This window comes from Chryseobacterium sp. AG363, assembly GCF_003610675.1.
Lineage (GTDB): Bacteria > Bacteroidota > Bacteroidia > Flavobacteriales > Weeksellaceae > Chryseobacterium > Chryseobacterium cucumeris.
On sequence record NZ_RAQF01000002.1, the window covers coordinates 94,199 to 109,401 of the forward strand.

Annotated in this window: 17 protein-coding genes; 7 read left to right on the forward strand and 10 right to left on the reverse strand. The window is 35.0% G+C overall.

Annotated elements, in window-relative coordinates; all coding sequences use genetic code 11:
• Positions 1-5: 5 nt before the first annotated feature.
• From DEU39_RS00440 to DEU39_RS00470, 7 genes are all read right to left on the reverse strand, one after another.
• The gene (locus DEU39_RS00440) at positions 6-683 is read right to left on the reverse strand and encodes a phosphoribosylanthranilate isomerase (RefSeq protein ID WP_120230519.1); all 678 of its coding nucleotides are present in this window, start codon (positions 681-683) and stop codon (positions 6-8) included.
• Between the two features lie 9 nt (positions 684-692).
• Positions 693-1,475, reverse strand: coding sequence for an indole-3-glycerol phosphate synthase TrpC (trpC, locus tag DEU39_RS00445; protein ID WP_120230520.1), 783 nt, complete (start codon positions 1,473-1,475; stop codon positions 693-695).
• A 55-nt stretch (positions 1,476-1,530) separates the two neighbouring features.
• Positions 1,531-2,517, reverse strand: coding sequence for an anthranilate phosphoribosyltransferase (gene trpD, locus DEU39_RS00450; protein ID WP_062671595.1), 987 nt, complete (start codon positions 2,515-2,517; stop codon positions 1,531-1,533).
• A gap of 41 nt (positions 2,518-2,558) precedes the next feature.
• On the reverse strand, positions 2,559-3,161 hold the full coding sequence (locus DEU39_RS00455; protein ID WP_062670937.1) for an anthranilate synthase component II: 603 nt from the start codon (positions 3,159-3,161) through the stop codon (positions 2,559-2,561).
• 56 nt (positions 3,162-3,217) lie between these two features.
• Complete coding sequence (locus DEU39_RS00460) at positions 3,218-4,642, reverse strand: anthranilate synthase component I family protein (RefSeq protein WP_120230521.1); 1,425 nt, start codon at positions 4,640-4,642, stop codon at positions 3,218-3,220.
• 246 nt (positions 4,643-4,888) lie between these two features.
• The gene (locus DEU39_RS00465; RefSeq protein ID WP_120230522.1) at positions 4,889-5,530 is read right to left on the reverse strand and encodes a hypothetical protein; all 642 of its coding nucleotides are present in this window, start codon (positions 5,528-5,530) and stop codon (positions 4,889-4,891) included.
• 192 nt (positions 5,531-5,722) lie between these two features.
• The gene (locus DEU39_RS00470; RefSeq protein WP_062671593.1) at positions 5,723-6,175 is read right to left on the reverse strand and encodes a cupin domain-containing protein; all 453 of its coding nucleotides are present in this window, start codon (positions 6,173-6,175) and stop codon (positions 5,723-5,725) included.
• A gap of 201 nt (positions 6,176-6,376) precedes the next feature.
• Between DEU39_RS00470 and DEU39_RS00475 the strand changes: the two genes are divergently transcribed.
• From DEU39_RS00475 to DEU39_RS00505, 7 genes are all read left to right on the forward strand, one after another.
• Positions 6,377-6,592 (forward strand): hypothetical protein, encoded by a 216-nt coding sequence (locus DEU39_RS00475; protein WP_034696013.1) that lies wholly within the window; start codon positions 6,377-6,379, stop codon positions 6,590-6,592.
• Entirely contained in the window at positions 6,592-6,966 is a 375-nt protein-coding gene (locus tag DEU39_RS00480) for a c-type cytochrome (protein WP_120230523.1), read from the forward strand. The genes DEU39_RS00475 and DEU39_RS00480 overlap by 1 nt, the downstream gene beginning before the upstream one ends.
• A gap of 3 nt (positions 6,967-6,969) precedes the next feature.
• Positions 6,970-7,899: a 23S rRNA (adenine(1618)-N(6))-methyltransferase RlmF gene (rlmF, locus tag DEU39_RS00485; RefSeq protein WP_120230524.1), complete on the forward strand. Its 930-nt coding sequence runs from the start codon at positions 6,970-6,972 to the stop codon at positions 7,897-7,899.
• A 174-nt stretch (positions 7,900-8,073) separates the two neighbouring features.
• Entirely contained in the window at positions 8,074-9,771 is a 1,698-nt protein-coding gene (gene lysS, locus DEU39_RS00490) for a lysine--tRNA ligase (protein ID WP_120230525.1), read from the forward strand.
• 126 nt (positions 9,772-9,897) lie between these two features.
• Positions 9,898-11,268 carry a hypothetical protein gene (locus DEU39_RS00495; RefSeq protein WP_120230526.1) on the forward strand — a complete coding sequence of 457 codons (1,371 nt, stop codon included), beginning with the start codon at positions 9,898-9,900 and terminating at the stop codon, positions 11,266-11,268.
• An 11-nt stretch (positions 11,269-11,279) separates the two neighbouring features.
• Positions 11,280-11,681, forward strand: coding sequence for a hypothetical protein (locus DEU39_RS00500; protein ID WP_120230527.1), 402 nt, complete (start codon positions 11,280-11,282; stop codon positions 11,679-11,681).
• Between the two features lie 5 nt (positions 11,682-11,686).
• The gene (locus DEU39_RS00505; RefSeq protein ID WP_120230528.1) at positions 11,687-12,034 is read left to right on the forward strand and encodes a hypothetical protein; all 348 of its coding nucleotides are present in this window, start codon (positions 11,687-11,689) and stop codon (positions 12,032-12,034) included.
• Positions 12,035-12,114: 80 nt separating this feature from the next.
• Here DEU39_RS00505 and DEU39_RS00510 read toward each other — a convergent pair whose 3' ends face one another.
• Genes DEU39_RS00510 through DEU39_RS00520 form a run of 3 tightly spaced genes read right to left on the reverse strand, consistent with a single transcriptional unit; the run spans position 12,115 to position 14,979 of the window.
• A complete protein-coding gene (locus DEU39_RS00510; protein WP_120230529.1) occupies positions 12,115-12,630 on the reverse strand; it encodes a ClbS/DfsB family four-helix bundle protein in 516 nt (171 codons plus the stop codon).
• A gap of 4 nt (positions 12,631-12,634) precedes the next feature.
• Positions 12,635-13,639 carry a cytochrome d ubiquinol oxidase subunit II gene (locus DEU39_RS00515; RefSeq protein ID WP_062670926.1) on the reverse strand — a complete coding sequence of 335 codons (1,005 nt, stop codon included), beginning with the start codon at positions 13,637-13,639 and terminating at the stop codon, positions 12,635-12,637.
• Positions 13,636-14,979 carry a cytochrome ubiquinol oxidase subunit I gene (locus DEU39_RS00520; protein ID WP_062670923.1) on the reverse strand — a complete coding sequence of 448 codons (1,344 nt, stop codon included), beginning with the start codon at positions 14,977-14,979 and terminating at the stop codon, positions 13,636-13,638. The genes DEU39_RS00515 and DEU39_RS00520 overlap by 4 nt, the downstream gene beginning before the upstream one ends.
• Between the last annotated feature and the right edge of the window lie 224 nt (positions 14,980-15,203).

A 15,203-nucleotide genomic window follows, 5' to 3' on the forward strand; every position in this document is an offset into this window, starting at 1 on the left:
ATGTGTTATTTATTTTGCTGATATAAAGTTTTAAACTTTTTTATGCTGTCAATATTTTTATTTCCGGGCTCTGTTTCAAATTTCGAATTGATATCCAAAGCAAAAGGTTGTTGTTTCAATGTATCCATATTCCCTATATTTTCCTCAGAAATACCGCCGCTTAAAAAGTAGGGCAGAGGAATCTCAAATTCATTCAGAATATTCCAGTCGAATTGTTTTCCCGTTCCGCCAAAGGCTTTGCTGTCAGTATCGAATAGGTAGTAGGCGATAGGTTTCAGATCAGGAATTTGTGTTATTTTATTTTGATTTTCTGCCGTATTACTCCCTATTCTGATTACTTTAATGATTCCAACCTCAGGATTCAGTTTTTGTCTTAACTCCATTATAAAATCATTACTTTCATCACCGTGAAGCTGTACAAAATTCAAATCTGCGTGCTGAACGATCTTTACAATGATATCTACTTCTTCATTGACAAAAACACCTACTTTTCCCTGATGATTAATAGTTGAGATCTCTTCCAGACTCAGATGGTTCAAAACATATCTCGGTGATTTTTCGTAGAAGATAAAACCGAGAAAATCTGTTTTCATAGCAATCAATTCCTGAATCTGATCCGGTTTTGTAAGACCACAGACTTTCAGGCTAGATGGCAGGTTTGAGGTTGTAAGTTGCAGGTTCATTGTTGATTATTATTGAGTTAAAATTTGAGAAGCGAATTCTTCAAAAGCTTTGGCCGGATCTGTATTTTTCATGAAATATTCACCCATCAGGAAACCGTCAAATCCTTTTTCTTTTAAAAACTGAAAATCTTCAAGGCTGTAAATACCGCTTTCAGCAACAGACAAAACTTCTTTTGGAAGCTGGTTTTTCAGCTGAACGGAATGCTGAAGATCAACTTTAAAATCTTTAAGGTTTCTGTTATTAATTCCTACCAAATCAATTTCTGAATTGAAATGCTTCAGTTCATCTTCTGTATGAATTTCCAGTAAAACCTCCAATTTCAGTTGGTGAGCTAATTCGGTAAATTCCTGTACCTGAGCTGGTGAAAGACATGAAGCAATCAGTAATACTACATCAGCTCCAATACTTTTGGCTTCATAAAACTGATATTCATCAATCATAAAATCTTTTCGCAGAACCGGAATGGTAATCTCATTTCTTACATCCAGAACATCATTTAAATTTCCTCCGAAAAAATCATGATCAGTCAGGATTGAAATTCCGCTGGCTCCAAAATTTTCGTAAGCAGAAACTACCTCCAAAGGCTGTACACTATTGTTGATGATTCCTTTTGAAGGAGATTGTCTTTTAAACTCAGCGATAATTCCGCTTTTATTTTTGATGGATTCCTTCAGTGAATAGGTTGGTCTTCCAAAAAAGGCTGTATTTTTTAATCGGTCAAGGGAAATGCGTGATTTTGCAGCAGCAACTTCCTCTTTTTTTCGTTTAATAATTTGATCCAGTATAGTCATTTTTGTGTTTAAGTTTGGTCAATGGTGAATTTTGCTTCGCAAGTGAATAATGAATTTAATTAATCAGGAGATTAAAACTGTTTAATGCTTTTCCGCTTTGCAGGCTTTCCTGAGCAAGCAGAAGACAGTCATCGTACGTTCCGAATTTATGGGTGTTGTGCAGCGCTACTGAAGCATTGGCAAGAATTACTGAGTTCTGCTGCTCCGTACCGTTTCCTTCCAGAATATTCATAAATATTTTTGCGGTTTCCTGAATAGAACTTCCTGCTTTAATATCTTCCAGTGTTACCGGATTGAAACCCAAATCTTCTGCCGAATAGATTTCTTCACCATTTTTTGTAATGATTTTACTATCGTCAGTAAGGCTTATTTCATCATATCCGTCAAGACCATGGACCAGAGTAAAGTCACGTTCCTCCTTCTGAAGAAGATACTGATAAATTCTTGCAATTTCCAGATTATAAACTCCAATCATGGAAAATTTTGGTTTTGCCGGATTTACCAATGGACCCAAAAGGTTAAAGAATGTCCTCAATCCCAAAGATTTTCTCAATAATCCAACTGATTGCAGAGCAGGATGAAAATAAGGAGCATGTAAAAAGCAAATGTTGGCTCTTTCAAGATCTTCATTCAATTGTTCTGAACTGTTTTTAAACTGATATCCCAGTTCTTCCAGTACATTCGATGAACCAGTAGTGGTGGAAGCTCCGTAATTTCCATGCTTTGTTACCTTTTGTCCGGCTCCGGCTACTACAAAGCTGGCCAGGGTTGAGATATTGATGGTGTCTTTTCCGTCACCTCCGGTTCCTACAATATCAATGGCATCATTGGTGTCGATCTTTACAGGAACAGCCATCTGTAATAGTGCTTCTCTGAAGCCTTCCAACTCTTTCAAGGTGATATTCCGCATCAGGAAGACACTTATAAAAGCAGTAATTTCTGCGGCATTAAACTTATTCTGTGCAATCTCAATCATCATCGCTTTTGCTTCTGATTTTGAGAGTGTGTTATGATTGAACAGATATTGCAGTATTTCTTTCATTTGTGGCGTTTTTATGTTTGTTGAAGGGATTTCTAAGATTTTCATGACAACAGAAAGTTTTTAATGATTACTTCTCCTTCCGGTGTTAAAATACTTTCAGGGTGAAACTGAACTCCGTGTACATCATATGTTTTGTGCTGCAAAGCCATGATCATTCCGTCTTTATCTACAGCTGTGATTTCCAGTTCTTCCGGAAAACCTTCCGGATTGACTGCCCAGCTGTGGTATCTTCCTACTTCCAATCCTGATTGCAGATCTTTGAAAACTTTAGTATTTTCTTTTACTATTTCAGTAGTGGTGGCTACTCCATGGAAAATTTCAGAAAGGTTAATAAGACTTCCTCCGAAAGCTTCAGCGATAGCCTGCTGACCCAGGCACACTCCAAGGATACTTTTTGTAGGAGCGTATTCTTTAATAAGGTCTAATAAAATACCCGCTTCTTCAGGAATTCCGGGACCTGGAGAAAGGATGATTTTGTCATATTTTCCAATCTCTTCAAGGGTAATTTTATCATTTCTTACCACATCCACTCTTTGATTCAGAATTCTTTCGATAATCTGGACAAGGTTATAGGTAAAGCTGTCATAGTTATCGAAAACGAGAACTTTAAGCTGTGGTTGTTGAGTGTTTATATTGTTGTTCATTGCTTTTTTGTTAGAGAGTTGCTATTTTTTTTGTTGCTGTTTGCTGGTTGACGGATTTATTTTTCAACTATTTTTTCAGCTTTTTCTACGGCTTTTTTAAGAGCATTCAGTTTGTTGTTGACTTCCTGCAGTTCACTTTCAGGAACAGATTTTGCCACAAGGCCGGCACCAGCCTGATAAAATAACGTGTTATTTTTGCTTAAGAAGGTTCTGATCATGATGGCCTGATTGCAGGTTCCGTTCAACCCGATAATTCCGATACAGCCGCCATAATATCCACGGGAATCTTTTTCGTATTGGTTGATCAGCTGAAGCGCTTTATGTTTTGGAGCACCGCTTAATGTTCCCTGAGGGAAAGTAGCGGAAACCATTTCCAGAGGATTGATGTCATCAGCAACATCTGCAGTCACCTCACTTACCATATGAATAACGTGAGAGAAAAGCTGGATTTCTTTAAGCTTAGTAACCGTTACATTTTTCCCAAGCTTTCCAAGATCATTTCTAGCGAGATCTACCAGCATGGTATGTTCTGCATTTTCTTTGGGATCAGCTTTTAGCACTTCTATAGACTCAAGATCCGCTTCAAAGTTTCCGGTTCTTTTCGAAGTTCCGGCAATCGGGTGAATAATGGCTTTATTATTTTTAATGATTAACTGACTTTCAGGACTTGATCCAAATAGTTTGTAATTTCCGTAATCAAAATAGAATAGGTAAGGAGAAGGGTTGATATTTCTCAAAGCACGGTATACATTGAACTCATCTCCCTTGAATTTTTGTTCAAACCTTCTGCTTAAAACCAGTTGGAAAACATCTCCACGCATACAGTGTTTCTGTGCTGTTTTTACGAGTTCAAGATAATCTTCATCTGTAATATTAGAGGTTTCCTCACTGGTTTTCTCGAAAGGATAAACCGGAGTATTCTGATTTTTAATAAGATTTTCCAACAGATGAAGTTCAGATTTTACTCCATCGATAAAGTTTTCAATAATATGCATTTCATCATTGAAATGATTGATAGCAATTACATATTGGTACAATCTGTATCTCATCACAGGGATTTCTACTTCCTTGCTCTGTGGTTTAAGATTGATGTTTTCAAAGAACTGTACCGCTTCAAAACTTGTATATCCAAAAAGACTCTGAGCAGTTTGTTCAATCGGATCATTGGTCTCTTTGCAGTTAAAAATTTTTCGGAACTCTTCAAATATATCTGTGATATTTCGTTCCATAATAAATTGTTTTACGGGAGCAGAGGCAGGAAGTTTGATTTCATATTCGTTAAGGTTTTTCACTTCAATTCCGGCGATGGCATTCACTGCAATGAAGGAAAAATTATTATCAATACTTTTTGAGTCCGAACTTTCCAAAAGAATGGTGTCACGGAATTTATCCCTGATCTTAAGGTAAATATTCATGGGGGTATGAAGGTCTCCCAGTGTTTTTTTCGAAACAGTTTTTATTGTAATTGTGTTGGTCAACATCTTATTGTTTTTTGTGAGATTAAGGAATAAAAAAAGGCTTTAACGGTATCCGTCAAAGCCTATATATTGTTTTTTGATTATTTCTGCTGTAGTTAACAACATGACAATACCTCCAGACCCGACGAAGAGTTTGAAAGCCACCACCAAATATTGTTGTTCATTTTTAACATGGGACAAATGTAGAAATTTTTTTAATAAAAAAACTAAAAAATATCAGAAAATACTAAAATTTAATATAAAAATCCTTTATTTAAGCTGCTTGAGCTCTTGTTTTAATTCCTTGATTTTTTCTTTATAAGCTTCATCATTGTAGTATTTTACGTAGTTTTCCAATGTAGTAATATACTCCTCAATGAATTCCTTATTCGTTTTGTCTGCTTCATACTTGGTTTTTGCAGAATTCACAGGAGCCAGTTTTTCATTTTGTAATACAATTTTTCCTTCCCTGGATTGGTCATAAAGGATAACAATGTTTTTTTCATATCCCGGGATGTATTTTACGGGTATATCCTTGTCACCAGGTATTCTGATTGAATTTCGGATGGGATAAATCGCTGCAGTAGTAGTGGAGAAAAAAGTAGTGGTATATTTTCCGTCCTGTTTCTTCACAATAGCCTCATAATCGTGGATGTACATATCATTCAGGGTAGAATTGGTTTCTACATCAGACGTGATGATAGCTGTGCTTTCCACTCCATATTTATTTAAAAACCATGCGTTTAAAAACTGTCCGCCAAAACCATTTAATATAGCCAGTGGAATGATAGGTATTAAAAGCCAGGTTTTTTTGGTCGTATACGAAAGCCCTACAAAGAATACCAGCAACAGAACCACAGTATAAAAACCATGATGACTGGTGAAAAACAGAATTTTTGAAATTAAAACCATGGATTAAAGATAACTATAATAATCTTTTATTTAAACGCTATGTTCGCAAAGATGTTATTAAAATAACTATAAAACGTTCGCAACGGCTTTACACTCAGTAAAATACAATATCATTAGTTAAATGAAAGTGCCCTTGTGAACCCAAAATAGAGTTTGATGATAATTACTTTGCGAACATAGCGTTTGAACTATTTATTGTACCGGTTCAGATAAAGGAATGTCAGGAGTTCCGCTGTAAAAAACAATCAGCGTTGCTCCGAGGTCTCCGGTTTTACCTCTGTGGCCGGTATTAACCATTTCAGGAAGCACCTGACCTTTTCTTATCCATTGCGTTTTTCCATCCTCTTTTCTTTCAATCTGAATTTCACCTTTTTCTACATAAGCTGCATTGATCACAGGATGTTTATGCCAACTCAATGCAGAATTCGGAGGTACGGCAATTTTAAGAACCGTGATTTCCGGCTGTGTGGTAGGATAGGCCGGATATACCGTTCCATCCCATGATTTGGTTGTTTTTAAAAGTGTCACCGATTCAATTTTATCAGAATATTCTGATTGTGGTTCGTTAGATGAATTGTCACACGAAAGGAAGAGGGATGAGGATACAACAAAGAAAGTTGTAGCCAACAATTTTTTTTTGGTCATAAGCTTCATATTTATATTTTGGTTTTGGCTCGGATTATCCAATATACAAAAATAATAACCTATTTTAAATCTCCCTATGTATTGAATTATTTTTTTTATTGTTAAATTAAAACTCCGATCCCAAAAATATTTCTCAAAGAAAACATTTGTCATAAGTTTAAAAGGTTATTTTTTATATTTTTGCTTCCAAATTAGAAAAAAATGAAAAAAGTATTAGCAATCGCATTTATCGGAGGTTTATTATTAGCAAGCTGTTCTAAAAAAGTAGATCACTCTTTACAGGACACAAACACAATGCTTCCAGAGCCAGAAGTAGCTACTGTTGATTCTACGGCTAAAACTGCTGCTCCAGCTGCTGCAACTCCGGCTGCTCCTGCACCTGAAGCTGCTAAAACAGATTCTACAGCGAAGAAATAATGAAAAAAATACTTTTAGCAGGAACTTTAGGTCTTATGATCATTTCCTGTTCTAAAAAAGAAAATACAGCAGAAGCGGCATCTTCTTCTGAAACGGCAGTTGTTTCAGAACCAGTTCAATCTAAACTTTCAGGTGATCAGATCATCGAAACATTGGACTGTTCAGGATGTCACTCTGTTAATGAGAGAATGATAGGACCTTCTTATAAGGAAATTGCAGGAAAGTATACTGAAAAAGATACGGAATTGCTGGCTTCCAAAATTATAGAGGGCGGAAGTGGAGTATGGGGAAGTGTGCCTATGGCTGCCCATCCACAGGTATCTAAAGAAGATGCAAAAAAAATGGTGGAATATATTTTAAGTCAGAAGAAATAAAATATGTCCGCTGAAAAATCCAGTCTGCACACAAGAAATCTGCATCGTAATCCCTATGATTTTGATCAGCTTATTTCTTGTGTGCCGGAACTGAAACACTATGTTTTCTTGAATGCTTATCAGACGGTAACCATTAATTTCAGCATTCCTCAAGCAGTTAAACTGCTCAATAAAGCCTTACTCTTACATTTCTACAACATTAAAGGCTGGGATATTCCTGATACCAATCTTTGTCCACCCATCCCGGGAAGAGCAGATTACGTCCATTATATTGCTGATTTATTAAGTGAACAACTTAATAAAATCCCGACAGGAAATTCTGTAAAAGGTCTGGATATAGGAGCAGGAGCTAATCTTGTGTATCCTTTAATCAGCCACAGATCTTACGGCTGGACAATGCTGGGAACGGATATCAATCAGGATTCTTTGAAAAATGCTCAACACATTCTGGATCAAAATGAGGATCTTTCTTCTGTTATTCAGTTAAAAAGCCAGCCTGATGCTGATCATATCTTTACCAATATCATTGGTCCGGAAGACAGATTTACTTTTACCATGTGTAATCCTCCTTTTCATGATTCTGAAGAATCTGCCATGAAAGGGAATATCAGAAAAACAAAAAATCTTAGTAAATCAAAAAAAACGAAACCTCTTCTTAACTTTAGTGGACAGCAGTCGGAACTTTGGTGTGAAGGTGGGGAACTTGCTTTTATTACTAAAATGATCAATGAAAGTACATTGTTTTCATCACAGATTCTTTGGTTTACATGTCTGGTTTCCAAAAAAGACAATCTCAATAAACTCAACAATCTTTTAAAGAAAGTAAATGCTGTAGAGGTGAAAACCATCGATATGGCTCAGGGACAAAAAGTAAGCAGAATGCTGGTTTGGACGTTTATTCCTCGAAAAGACAGAAAAAGCTGGTTGATTTAAAATTCAAAGTTCAAAGTTTAATGTTATAGCACAATCATTCAAATCTTTGATCTCTAAACACGTATCCCGAACCCCAATACCCCGCATCTTTACCACTTTTTAAAATTTCTTAAAAAAGCCATTGACGGTCATGTCAAAAATGCCTAAATTTGTACGCTTTTAGAAAAATAAGAAATGCAATTATCAGAACAAGAAATCATTAGAAGAGAAAAGCTGAATAAGCTTACTGAAATGGGGATTAATGCGTTCCCTGCGGATGAGTATATAATTACAGATACTACAGAATCTATAAAACAGGATTTTTCTGAAAGTAAACAGGTGAAGATCGCTGGTAGATTGATGTCCCGCAGAATTCAAGGAAAAGCTTCTTTTGCAGAATTGCAGGATTCTAAAGGAAAAATCCAGGTTTATTTCAACAGAGACGAGATCTGTCCGGGTGAAGATAAAGAACTTTATAATGAAGTATACAAACACCTTCTGGATATAGGTGATATTATCGGTATTGAGGGTGAATTGTTTACCACTCAGGTAGGAGAGAAGACGGTTTTAGTGAAAAACTTTACGCTTCTTACAAAAGCTTTACGTCCGCTGCCTCAGGCTAAAACTGATGAAAACGGAGTAGTACACGATGGTTTTACAGATCCTGAATTAAGATACAGACAGCGTTATGTAGATTTAACGGTAAACCCACAGGTAAAAGAAATTTTCGTGAAGAGAACAAAATTGTTCAATGCCATGAGAACATTCTTTAATGATGCAGGATATTTTGAAGTGGAAACACCAATCCTACAGTCAATTCCTGGTGGAGCGGCAGCAAAACCGTTTATCACGCATCACAATGCATTAGATATTCCATTATATTTAAGAATTGCCAACGAATTATATCTGAAAAGACTGATCGTAGGTGGTTTTGACGGAGTATATGAGTTCTCTAAAAACTTCAGAAATGAAGGGATGGACAGAACACACAACCCGGAATTTACCGCTATGGAAATCTATGTAGCGTACAAAGATTACAACTGGATGATGGATTTCACTGAGAAATTACTGGAATTCTGTGCGATCCAGGTAAATGGAACTACAACAGCTACTTTCGGAGAACACAATGTAGATTTCAAAGCTCCTTATCCAAGAGTTTCCATGACAGAAGCGATCCTGAAATTTACAGGTTTCGATATCACCGGAAAAACAGAGAAGGAATTATATGATTTCGCGAAATCTATCGGTATCGAAGTAAATGAGACGATGGGTAAAGGAAAATTAATCGATGAAATCTTCGGTGAGAAATGTGAAGGAAACTTCATCCAGCCGACTTTTATTACGGATTATCCGATCGAAATGTCTCCACTGACAAAGAAACACAGAAGCAAAGAAGGCTTAACAGAGCGTTTTGAATTAATGGTATGTGGTAAAGAAATCGCTAATGCATATTCAGAGCTTAATGATCCTATCGATCAGAGAGAACGTTTTGAAGCACAGATGGCGTTATCTGAAAGAGGAGATGATGAAGCCATGTTCATCGATCAGGACTTCTTAAGAGCGCTGGAATACGGTATGCCACCAACTTCAGGATTAGGAATCGGTATGGATAGATTAATTATGTTCTTAACGAATAATGCCTCAATCCAGGAAGTATTATTCTTCCCTCAGATGAGACCTGAAAAAGCAGTTCCACAAATTGAATTAGGAGAGGATGAAAAAGTAATCCTTGAAATCCTTAACTCTCAAGAAGAGCCGATGGCTTTGGCAGAAGTAAAAGAAAGAAGCCAGTTGTCCGGTAAAAAATGGGATAAAGCTTCCAAGACTTTGACAAAAAACAATATTGTGAAAGTAGAGAAAATTGACGAAAATCTTTTGATGAAATTGGCTTAAGATTTAATACAATAAATAGTATAAATAGAAAGACTGCTTTTGGGCAGTCTTTTTTTGTAGTATGACAAAATGTCTTTATTTGTTAAATGGTGAGATTTTTGAACTGAAAAAATAAAAAAATAACCTTTGATTATAGTTAGACCAAGAATAAATGATTTTCATAGCATATCTTTTACTCAGGAAGAGGTAGATTTTGCAATTCCTTTCTTAGATGAGGATATTCCTTTATATTTAGATCCTTTTCTACTTTGGAAAAACCCTTCTTTTCAGGATAATTCTTTACATACAGCACTTGTAAATTCATTTAATTTTCTTGGATATGATTACATAAAAGGGAATGCTATCGATTCAATTAATACCTTAATTTTTACTTCAGAATGTGAAGAAGTAGGATTAGGAAATTCAAAAACCAAGAAGGGTAAGAAAATTAGTACTAAAGAAGCAACAACTATTTTAGAGCTATTTAAAAATATACCACAAGTTAATAAATCAGGATTTACCCATTTTGAAGAAATACAATTGTTCGTAGAAAATATATCTAAAGATAGAATAAGCGATATTTCTTGTAACTTAATGAAATCTTGGTTGATAGATTATACCATAGATCAATGTCAAAAATATAATATCCCAATAGAAAAGTCAAGGGTAAATATATTTGATTATAAATCAGGGAAGATTAAAGAAGAGGAAACTTTTTTGCCACAAAATCCTAAAACTGGACAACCCATAATTTTTACTCCTAAAAGATGGCTAAGATATATTCCATATATTAATTATGAAGAATACTTTGAAAATTATTTTTCTAAAGAAGTGAACAAACAGTTTGGTGAACCTTTATTGAGAGTGCAAATATTAAATTTTAATAGGCATAATTATGATATAGTTCAGACTTATGTTAAGATAAAAGAAAGAAATGCAGAAAGTTTGAAAAACGATCCATTATTTAAACAAATCCCTGTTCTTTCCACAAAAAAGAAGTTGAATACAATTATAAAACTTCCTAGTGGAAAAACAGACAATGCTGATAAAAAATATGAAGAAAACCTTTGTCAGATACTTGCTTCTGTATTATATCCTCATTTAGATTTTGCCAAAGAACAAAGTAGAACAGATAATGGAGTTCATATTCGAGATTTAATTTTTTATAATAATCGTTCTTATCCAATATTAAATGACTTATATAATGATTATAATTGTAAGCAAATAATCTTTGAGCTAAAAAATGTAAAGGAATTGGAGAATGATCATATTAATCAGTTAAATCGATATCTAACAAATAGCTTTGGAAATTTTGGGATAATTTTCACAAGAAATAAACCACCTAAAAAAGTTATTGATAATACTATAAGTCTATGGGCAGGACAAAGAAAATGTATCTTGATTTTAGATGATGAAGATTTGAAATTAATGTGTCAATTATATCAGAGTAAACAAAGAAATCCTATTGATGTAATTAATAAAAAGTATGTGGAGTTTACTCAAAAATTACCATCTTAAAAATATAAAAAATGACAGAAAAAGAAATCGATTCGTTTGAAAAAGTACAAATCCAATTAGAAGGAATGTATGAAGAAATAAGTATTTTGTCAAAGAAATCTCAAACAGAAGCATTAAGTTTATTTAAATTAAAATTTATTAATCACATATTAAATGATTCAAATTCTGTATTAGGAGTTAGATATAAACCTTTTAATGATTTTGAAATTTTTGATGAGAATAATATACCAACAAATAGTGATGCAGTAATGATTTTAGCTCAATATTTGAACTGCTTTGAAAAAATGAGAGTAGACAACATCACTTCTATAAAAACATTTGATGGAAATAAGTCTGTTTATAATTGGTATTGGGTACAAAAAAACGGAATAGTGGGGAATATTAAAACGACTGAACCCAAAAAAATAAAATAATTATTATGAAACCAACTCAACATCAAATTGATGAATATTCATTGTTAAATCCTTTATTTGATTCATTACTTAGAGAGATTAAGGAATTATCTAAGAAAAAGCCAGATGAAAAACTAAATGTTTTTAAAGGAAACACTATAAATAAAGTTCTAGCTAGAGTTAAAGACTTGTTAATCAATGAAACTACCGATGAGTTTTTAGAAATAATTGATATAGATACTTTGCCTTCTAATAGTGATGTAGTATTTATTATGGTTCAATTTGAAACTGCTTTAAAAAAGTTTTATTACAAACATACTACAGGTGAAAATTGGACTATCAATAGAGAATGGGATATTGAAGATGATGAATAAATAATCAAGTAAAATTGATTACGATATATTACAAATAGTTATTCATATATTAATGTATGAAAAATAAAAAAGGTACAGTGCTATGCTGTACCTTTTTCTTTTTTCCATTTCCGGAGTTGTGCCCTGAAGTTTTTAAACGGAGCCACGGTATTGATATGAATCCATTTCCAGACTGGCCACTGGGCGGGAGTCGTTGCCCATTTTCTCTGTCCGGGAATAAATAGTGTGTCATCACTAAGGTTTTCTATCCAGTTGATAATTTCATCTACTTTATTTCGAAGCAGTTCTCTTTGTTCTTGTAAAGTATGAGAACCATATTGATTATAAAAAGACTGGTACAATCCTCCCAGGTTATTCCATTTGTATTGAGGAGTGGGAGTTTTTACTTCAATTCCTTTGCTTTCATCAGATTCCCATTGTAAAAGGAGGTGAGTCCAACCCAATTGATAGGAAATATTTTGTGATGGAGTTTTATCAACTCCCGGCTGCCGAAGATCTTTTTCCTCTTCTTTTATATCATTAAATTCCTGATCATAGAGCAGATATCTTTTCTTTAGCTCTTCAATGAGTTCTGTTTTGTCTTTATAAGTCTGCATATATTTATTTTCTTAACTTACTGAAAGAAGCCATCAGATAAAATAAGAAAGGAAGAATAAATAGTGATCCCAGCATCAATGCCCATCCCAATGCAGCGATAGTTTTTTCAGGAGCCATATGTTCCAGTAATGAAAGATGCTGTCCGTTTCCTAATAAAATAATATCCGGATTATGCTGATACGTTGCCGCTACTAAAATCATCACCATCTGGAATCCTGCCAAAGCACGTACGGGAAGCAGCTTCTGACGGTTCATCGCTCTTAAAATAAGCAATAAAGCAATCGTAGCAAAAGCAATCGCCATAATACCCAAAGGTTTAGAAAATACCCACATCAAAAGGGGAATGTCTGAAATATAAGCAGTTACGAATACCAATATTCCTGTAACCACAACAAAGATCATGGTCTGCTTGGATTTTCTGATCATTAACAAAAGATCGGCCTTATCACGTGTTTCTCTTAATGAAAATATAGAAGCAAGATAAGCACAAAGGGCTACCGTAAATAAGCCCACAGAAACCCCAAACCAGTTCAGCCAGCTGAATACATACAAATCCAGAAAACCTACAGCATCAGGATTGATAGAATGTGAAACCGTAGCAGCAGCAATTAATCCCAAAAAGAAAGGAGTTAAAAGACTCGCATAATAGAAAATCTGGGTATATAAAACCTGCCAGTTATCCTTTACAGCATCATAATGTCTGAAAGTAAAGGCTGTTCCTCTTGCAATAATTCCCAAAAGCATTAACACTAAAGGAATGTGAAGATAAGTAGACATAGTGGTATAAATCTCCGGAAAACCAACAAAAAGGATAACGATGGCAATAATCAGCCACATGTGATTGGCTTCCCAAACAGGAGCAATAGATTCATACATAATCTCATGGGTTTTATGACGGGCTTTTTTATTAGTGAACATTTCTACAATACCTGCTCCAAAGTCAGCTCCGCCCAGAATAATATAAAGACAGATGGATAGCCAGAGAAAACCTATTACAATGTAAATCATGATTTTTTGTTTTTATCGTTAAACTGAGCATCGGTAGGATCGTAAAGCTTCGGTACCATTTGAATCTGTCTCTTTAAAAGGAAAACAAGGATCAATGATAATGATACGAAAATAGCCGTGAAAAAATAGAATGAATACTGTATTCCCGGCATAGGAGTTACAGCGTCAACTGTTCTCATAATTCCATAAATAATCCAGGGCTGTCTTCCTACTTCCGTTACTGTCCATCCGGCTTCCAACGCAATATATCCAAAAGGTGTTGCTATTAAAAATGTTTTCAATAGCCAGTGTTTATTCAGCCATTCTTTTTTGAAGAAGAAAGCATATAAATAAATAGCTCCAATAACAATCATGATCACTCCGAAGAAAATCATGATTTGAAAAGCATAATGAACCACAGCAATCGGAGGCCATTCATCTCTAGGGAAATCCTTAAGACCTTTTACTTCAGAATTGAAGTCATTGCTCACCAGAAAACTTAAAACTTTCGGAATTTTCACTGCATATTTCACTTCTTCTTTTTCCTCATCAGGAATTCCTCCAATCACAAATGAAGCCCCTTTTTCCGTTTCAAAATGAGCTTCCATAGCTGCCAGTTTGATAGGTTGTCTTTCTGCCACCGACTTTGCAGCAACATCACCGCTTAGAGGTGCTCCGAATGCCCCAATCAAAGCAAATCCTACGGCAATTCTAAAAGCTTTGGTATGAAATTCAACATTTCTTTTTCGCATAATCATAAAGGCATGTACTCCAGCTACGGCAAATCCTGTTGCACAAAATGCCGCAACCGTCATGTGAAGAGCCTGCGGAAACCACGCATCATTGAACATTGCTTTGATAGGATCTATATTAAGATACTGTCCGTTAATATAATCAAAACCCGTGGGAGAATTCATCCATGAGTTGGCTGCTACCACCAGAATTCCGGAAGCCAGCCCGCTTACTCCTACAAGAAATCCGCAGAACCAGTGAAACCATTTATTGAATCTTTCCCATCCATATAAAAAGAAACCGATAGCAATAGCCTCAATGAAAAAGGCTGTTCCTTCCAGAGAAAACGGCATCCCGAAAATCGGACCTGCATGTTTCATAAATCCAGGCCATAGAAGTCCAAGTTCAAAGGAAAGCATGGTTCCTGAAACTGCTCCGGTAGCAAAAAGGATAGCTACCCCTTTGCTCCATGCTTTTGTCAGTCCTTTATATACTTCATTATTGGTCTTTAGGTATTTCCAATGGGCAAAAGCCATCAAAAAAGGCATCACCATACCCACACAAGAGAATATGATATGAAAGCCCAGAGAGAGAGCCATCTGAGCGCGTGCTGCTATAAAATCATCCATAATTTCAACTTTTCAGTTAATAAATTTAAGCATAAATTATTGATGTTGAATATGATTTACAACAGTTGCAATTTCAGCAATACCTTTTAATTTTGAATCTTTTATTGACTTCCTTTTTCTTATGTTTTTAATAAGAAAACTCTACATTTTTTTGACACTTTTTAACTTTCATACCTCGAAAAAAATCACGATATTTGTGAGTCTTTGCATACAGCAGGATTTTT

What these genes read in the sequence shown, in the direction of transcription:
- DEU39_RS00440 (WP_120230519.1), bottom strand. Translation starts at nt 683, where the DNA reads ATGAACCTGCAACTTACAACCTCAAACCTGCCATCTAGCCTGAAAGTC.
- trpD (WP_062671595.1), bottom strand. Translation starts at nt 2,517, where the DNA reads ATGAAAGAAATACTGCAATATCTGTTCAATCATAACACACTCTCAAAA.
- DEU39_RS00510 (WP_120230529.1), bottom strand. Translation starts at nt 12,630, where the DNA reads ATGCAGACTTATAAAGACAAAACAGAACTCATTGAAGAGCTAAAGAAA.
- DEU39_RS00480 (WP_120230523.1), top strand. Translation starts at nt 6,592, where the DNA reads ATGAAAAAAATACTTTTAGCAGGAACTTTAGGTCTTATGATCATTTCC.
- DEU39_RS00515 (WP_062670926.1), bottom strand. Translation starts at nt 13,639, where the DNA reads ATGATTTACATTGTAATAGGTTTTCTCTGGCTATCCATCTGTCTTTAT.
- DEU39_RS00455 (WP_062670937.1), bottom strand. Translation starts at nt 3,161, where the DNA reads ATGAACAACAATATAAACACTCAACAACCACAGCTTAAAGTTCTCGTT.
- DEU39_RS00500 (WP_120230527.1), top strand. Translation starts at nt 11,280, where the DNA reads ATGACAGAAAAAGAAATCGATTCGTTTGAAAAAGTACAAATCCAATTA.
- DEU39_RS00520 (WP_062670923.1), bottom strand. Translation starts at nt 14,979, where the DNA reads ATGGATGATTTTATAGCAGCACGCGCTCAGATGGCTCTCTCTCTGGGC.
- DEU39_RS00470 (WP_062671593.1), bottom strand. Translation starts at nt 6,175, where the DNA reads ATGACCAAAAAAAAATTGTTGGCTACAACTTTCTTTGTTGTATCCTCA.
- trpC (WP_120230520.1), bottom strand. Translation starts at nt 1,475, where the DNA reads ATGACTATACTGGATCAAATTATTAAACGAAAAAAAGAGGAAGTTGCT.
- DEU39_RS00475 (WP_034696013.1), top strand. Translation starts at nt 6,377, where the DNA reads ATGAAAAAAGTATTAGCAATCGCATTTATCGGAGGTTTATTATTAGCA.
- DEU39_RS00505 (WP_120230528.1), top strand. Translation starts at nt 11,687, where the DNA reads ATGAAACCAACTCAACATCAAATTGATGAATATTCATTGTTAAATCCT.
- lysS (WP_120230525.1), top strand. Translation starts at nt 8,074, where the DNA reads ATGCAATTATCAGAACAAGAAATCATTAGAAGAGAAAAGCTGAATAAG.
- DEU39_RS00465 (WP_120230522.1), bottom strand. Translation starts at nt 5,530, where the DNA reads ATGGTTTTAATTTCAAAAATTCTGTTTTTCACCAGTCATCATGGTTTT.
- rlmF (WP_120230524.1), top strand. Translation starts at nt 6,970, where the DNA reads ATGTCCGCTGAAAAATCCAGTCTGCACACAAGAAATCTGCATCGTAAT.
- DEU39_RS00460 (WP_120230521.1), bottom strand. Translation starts at nt 4,642, where the DNA reads ATGTTGACCAACACAATTACAATAAAAACTGTTTCGAAAAAAACACTG.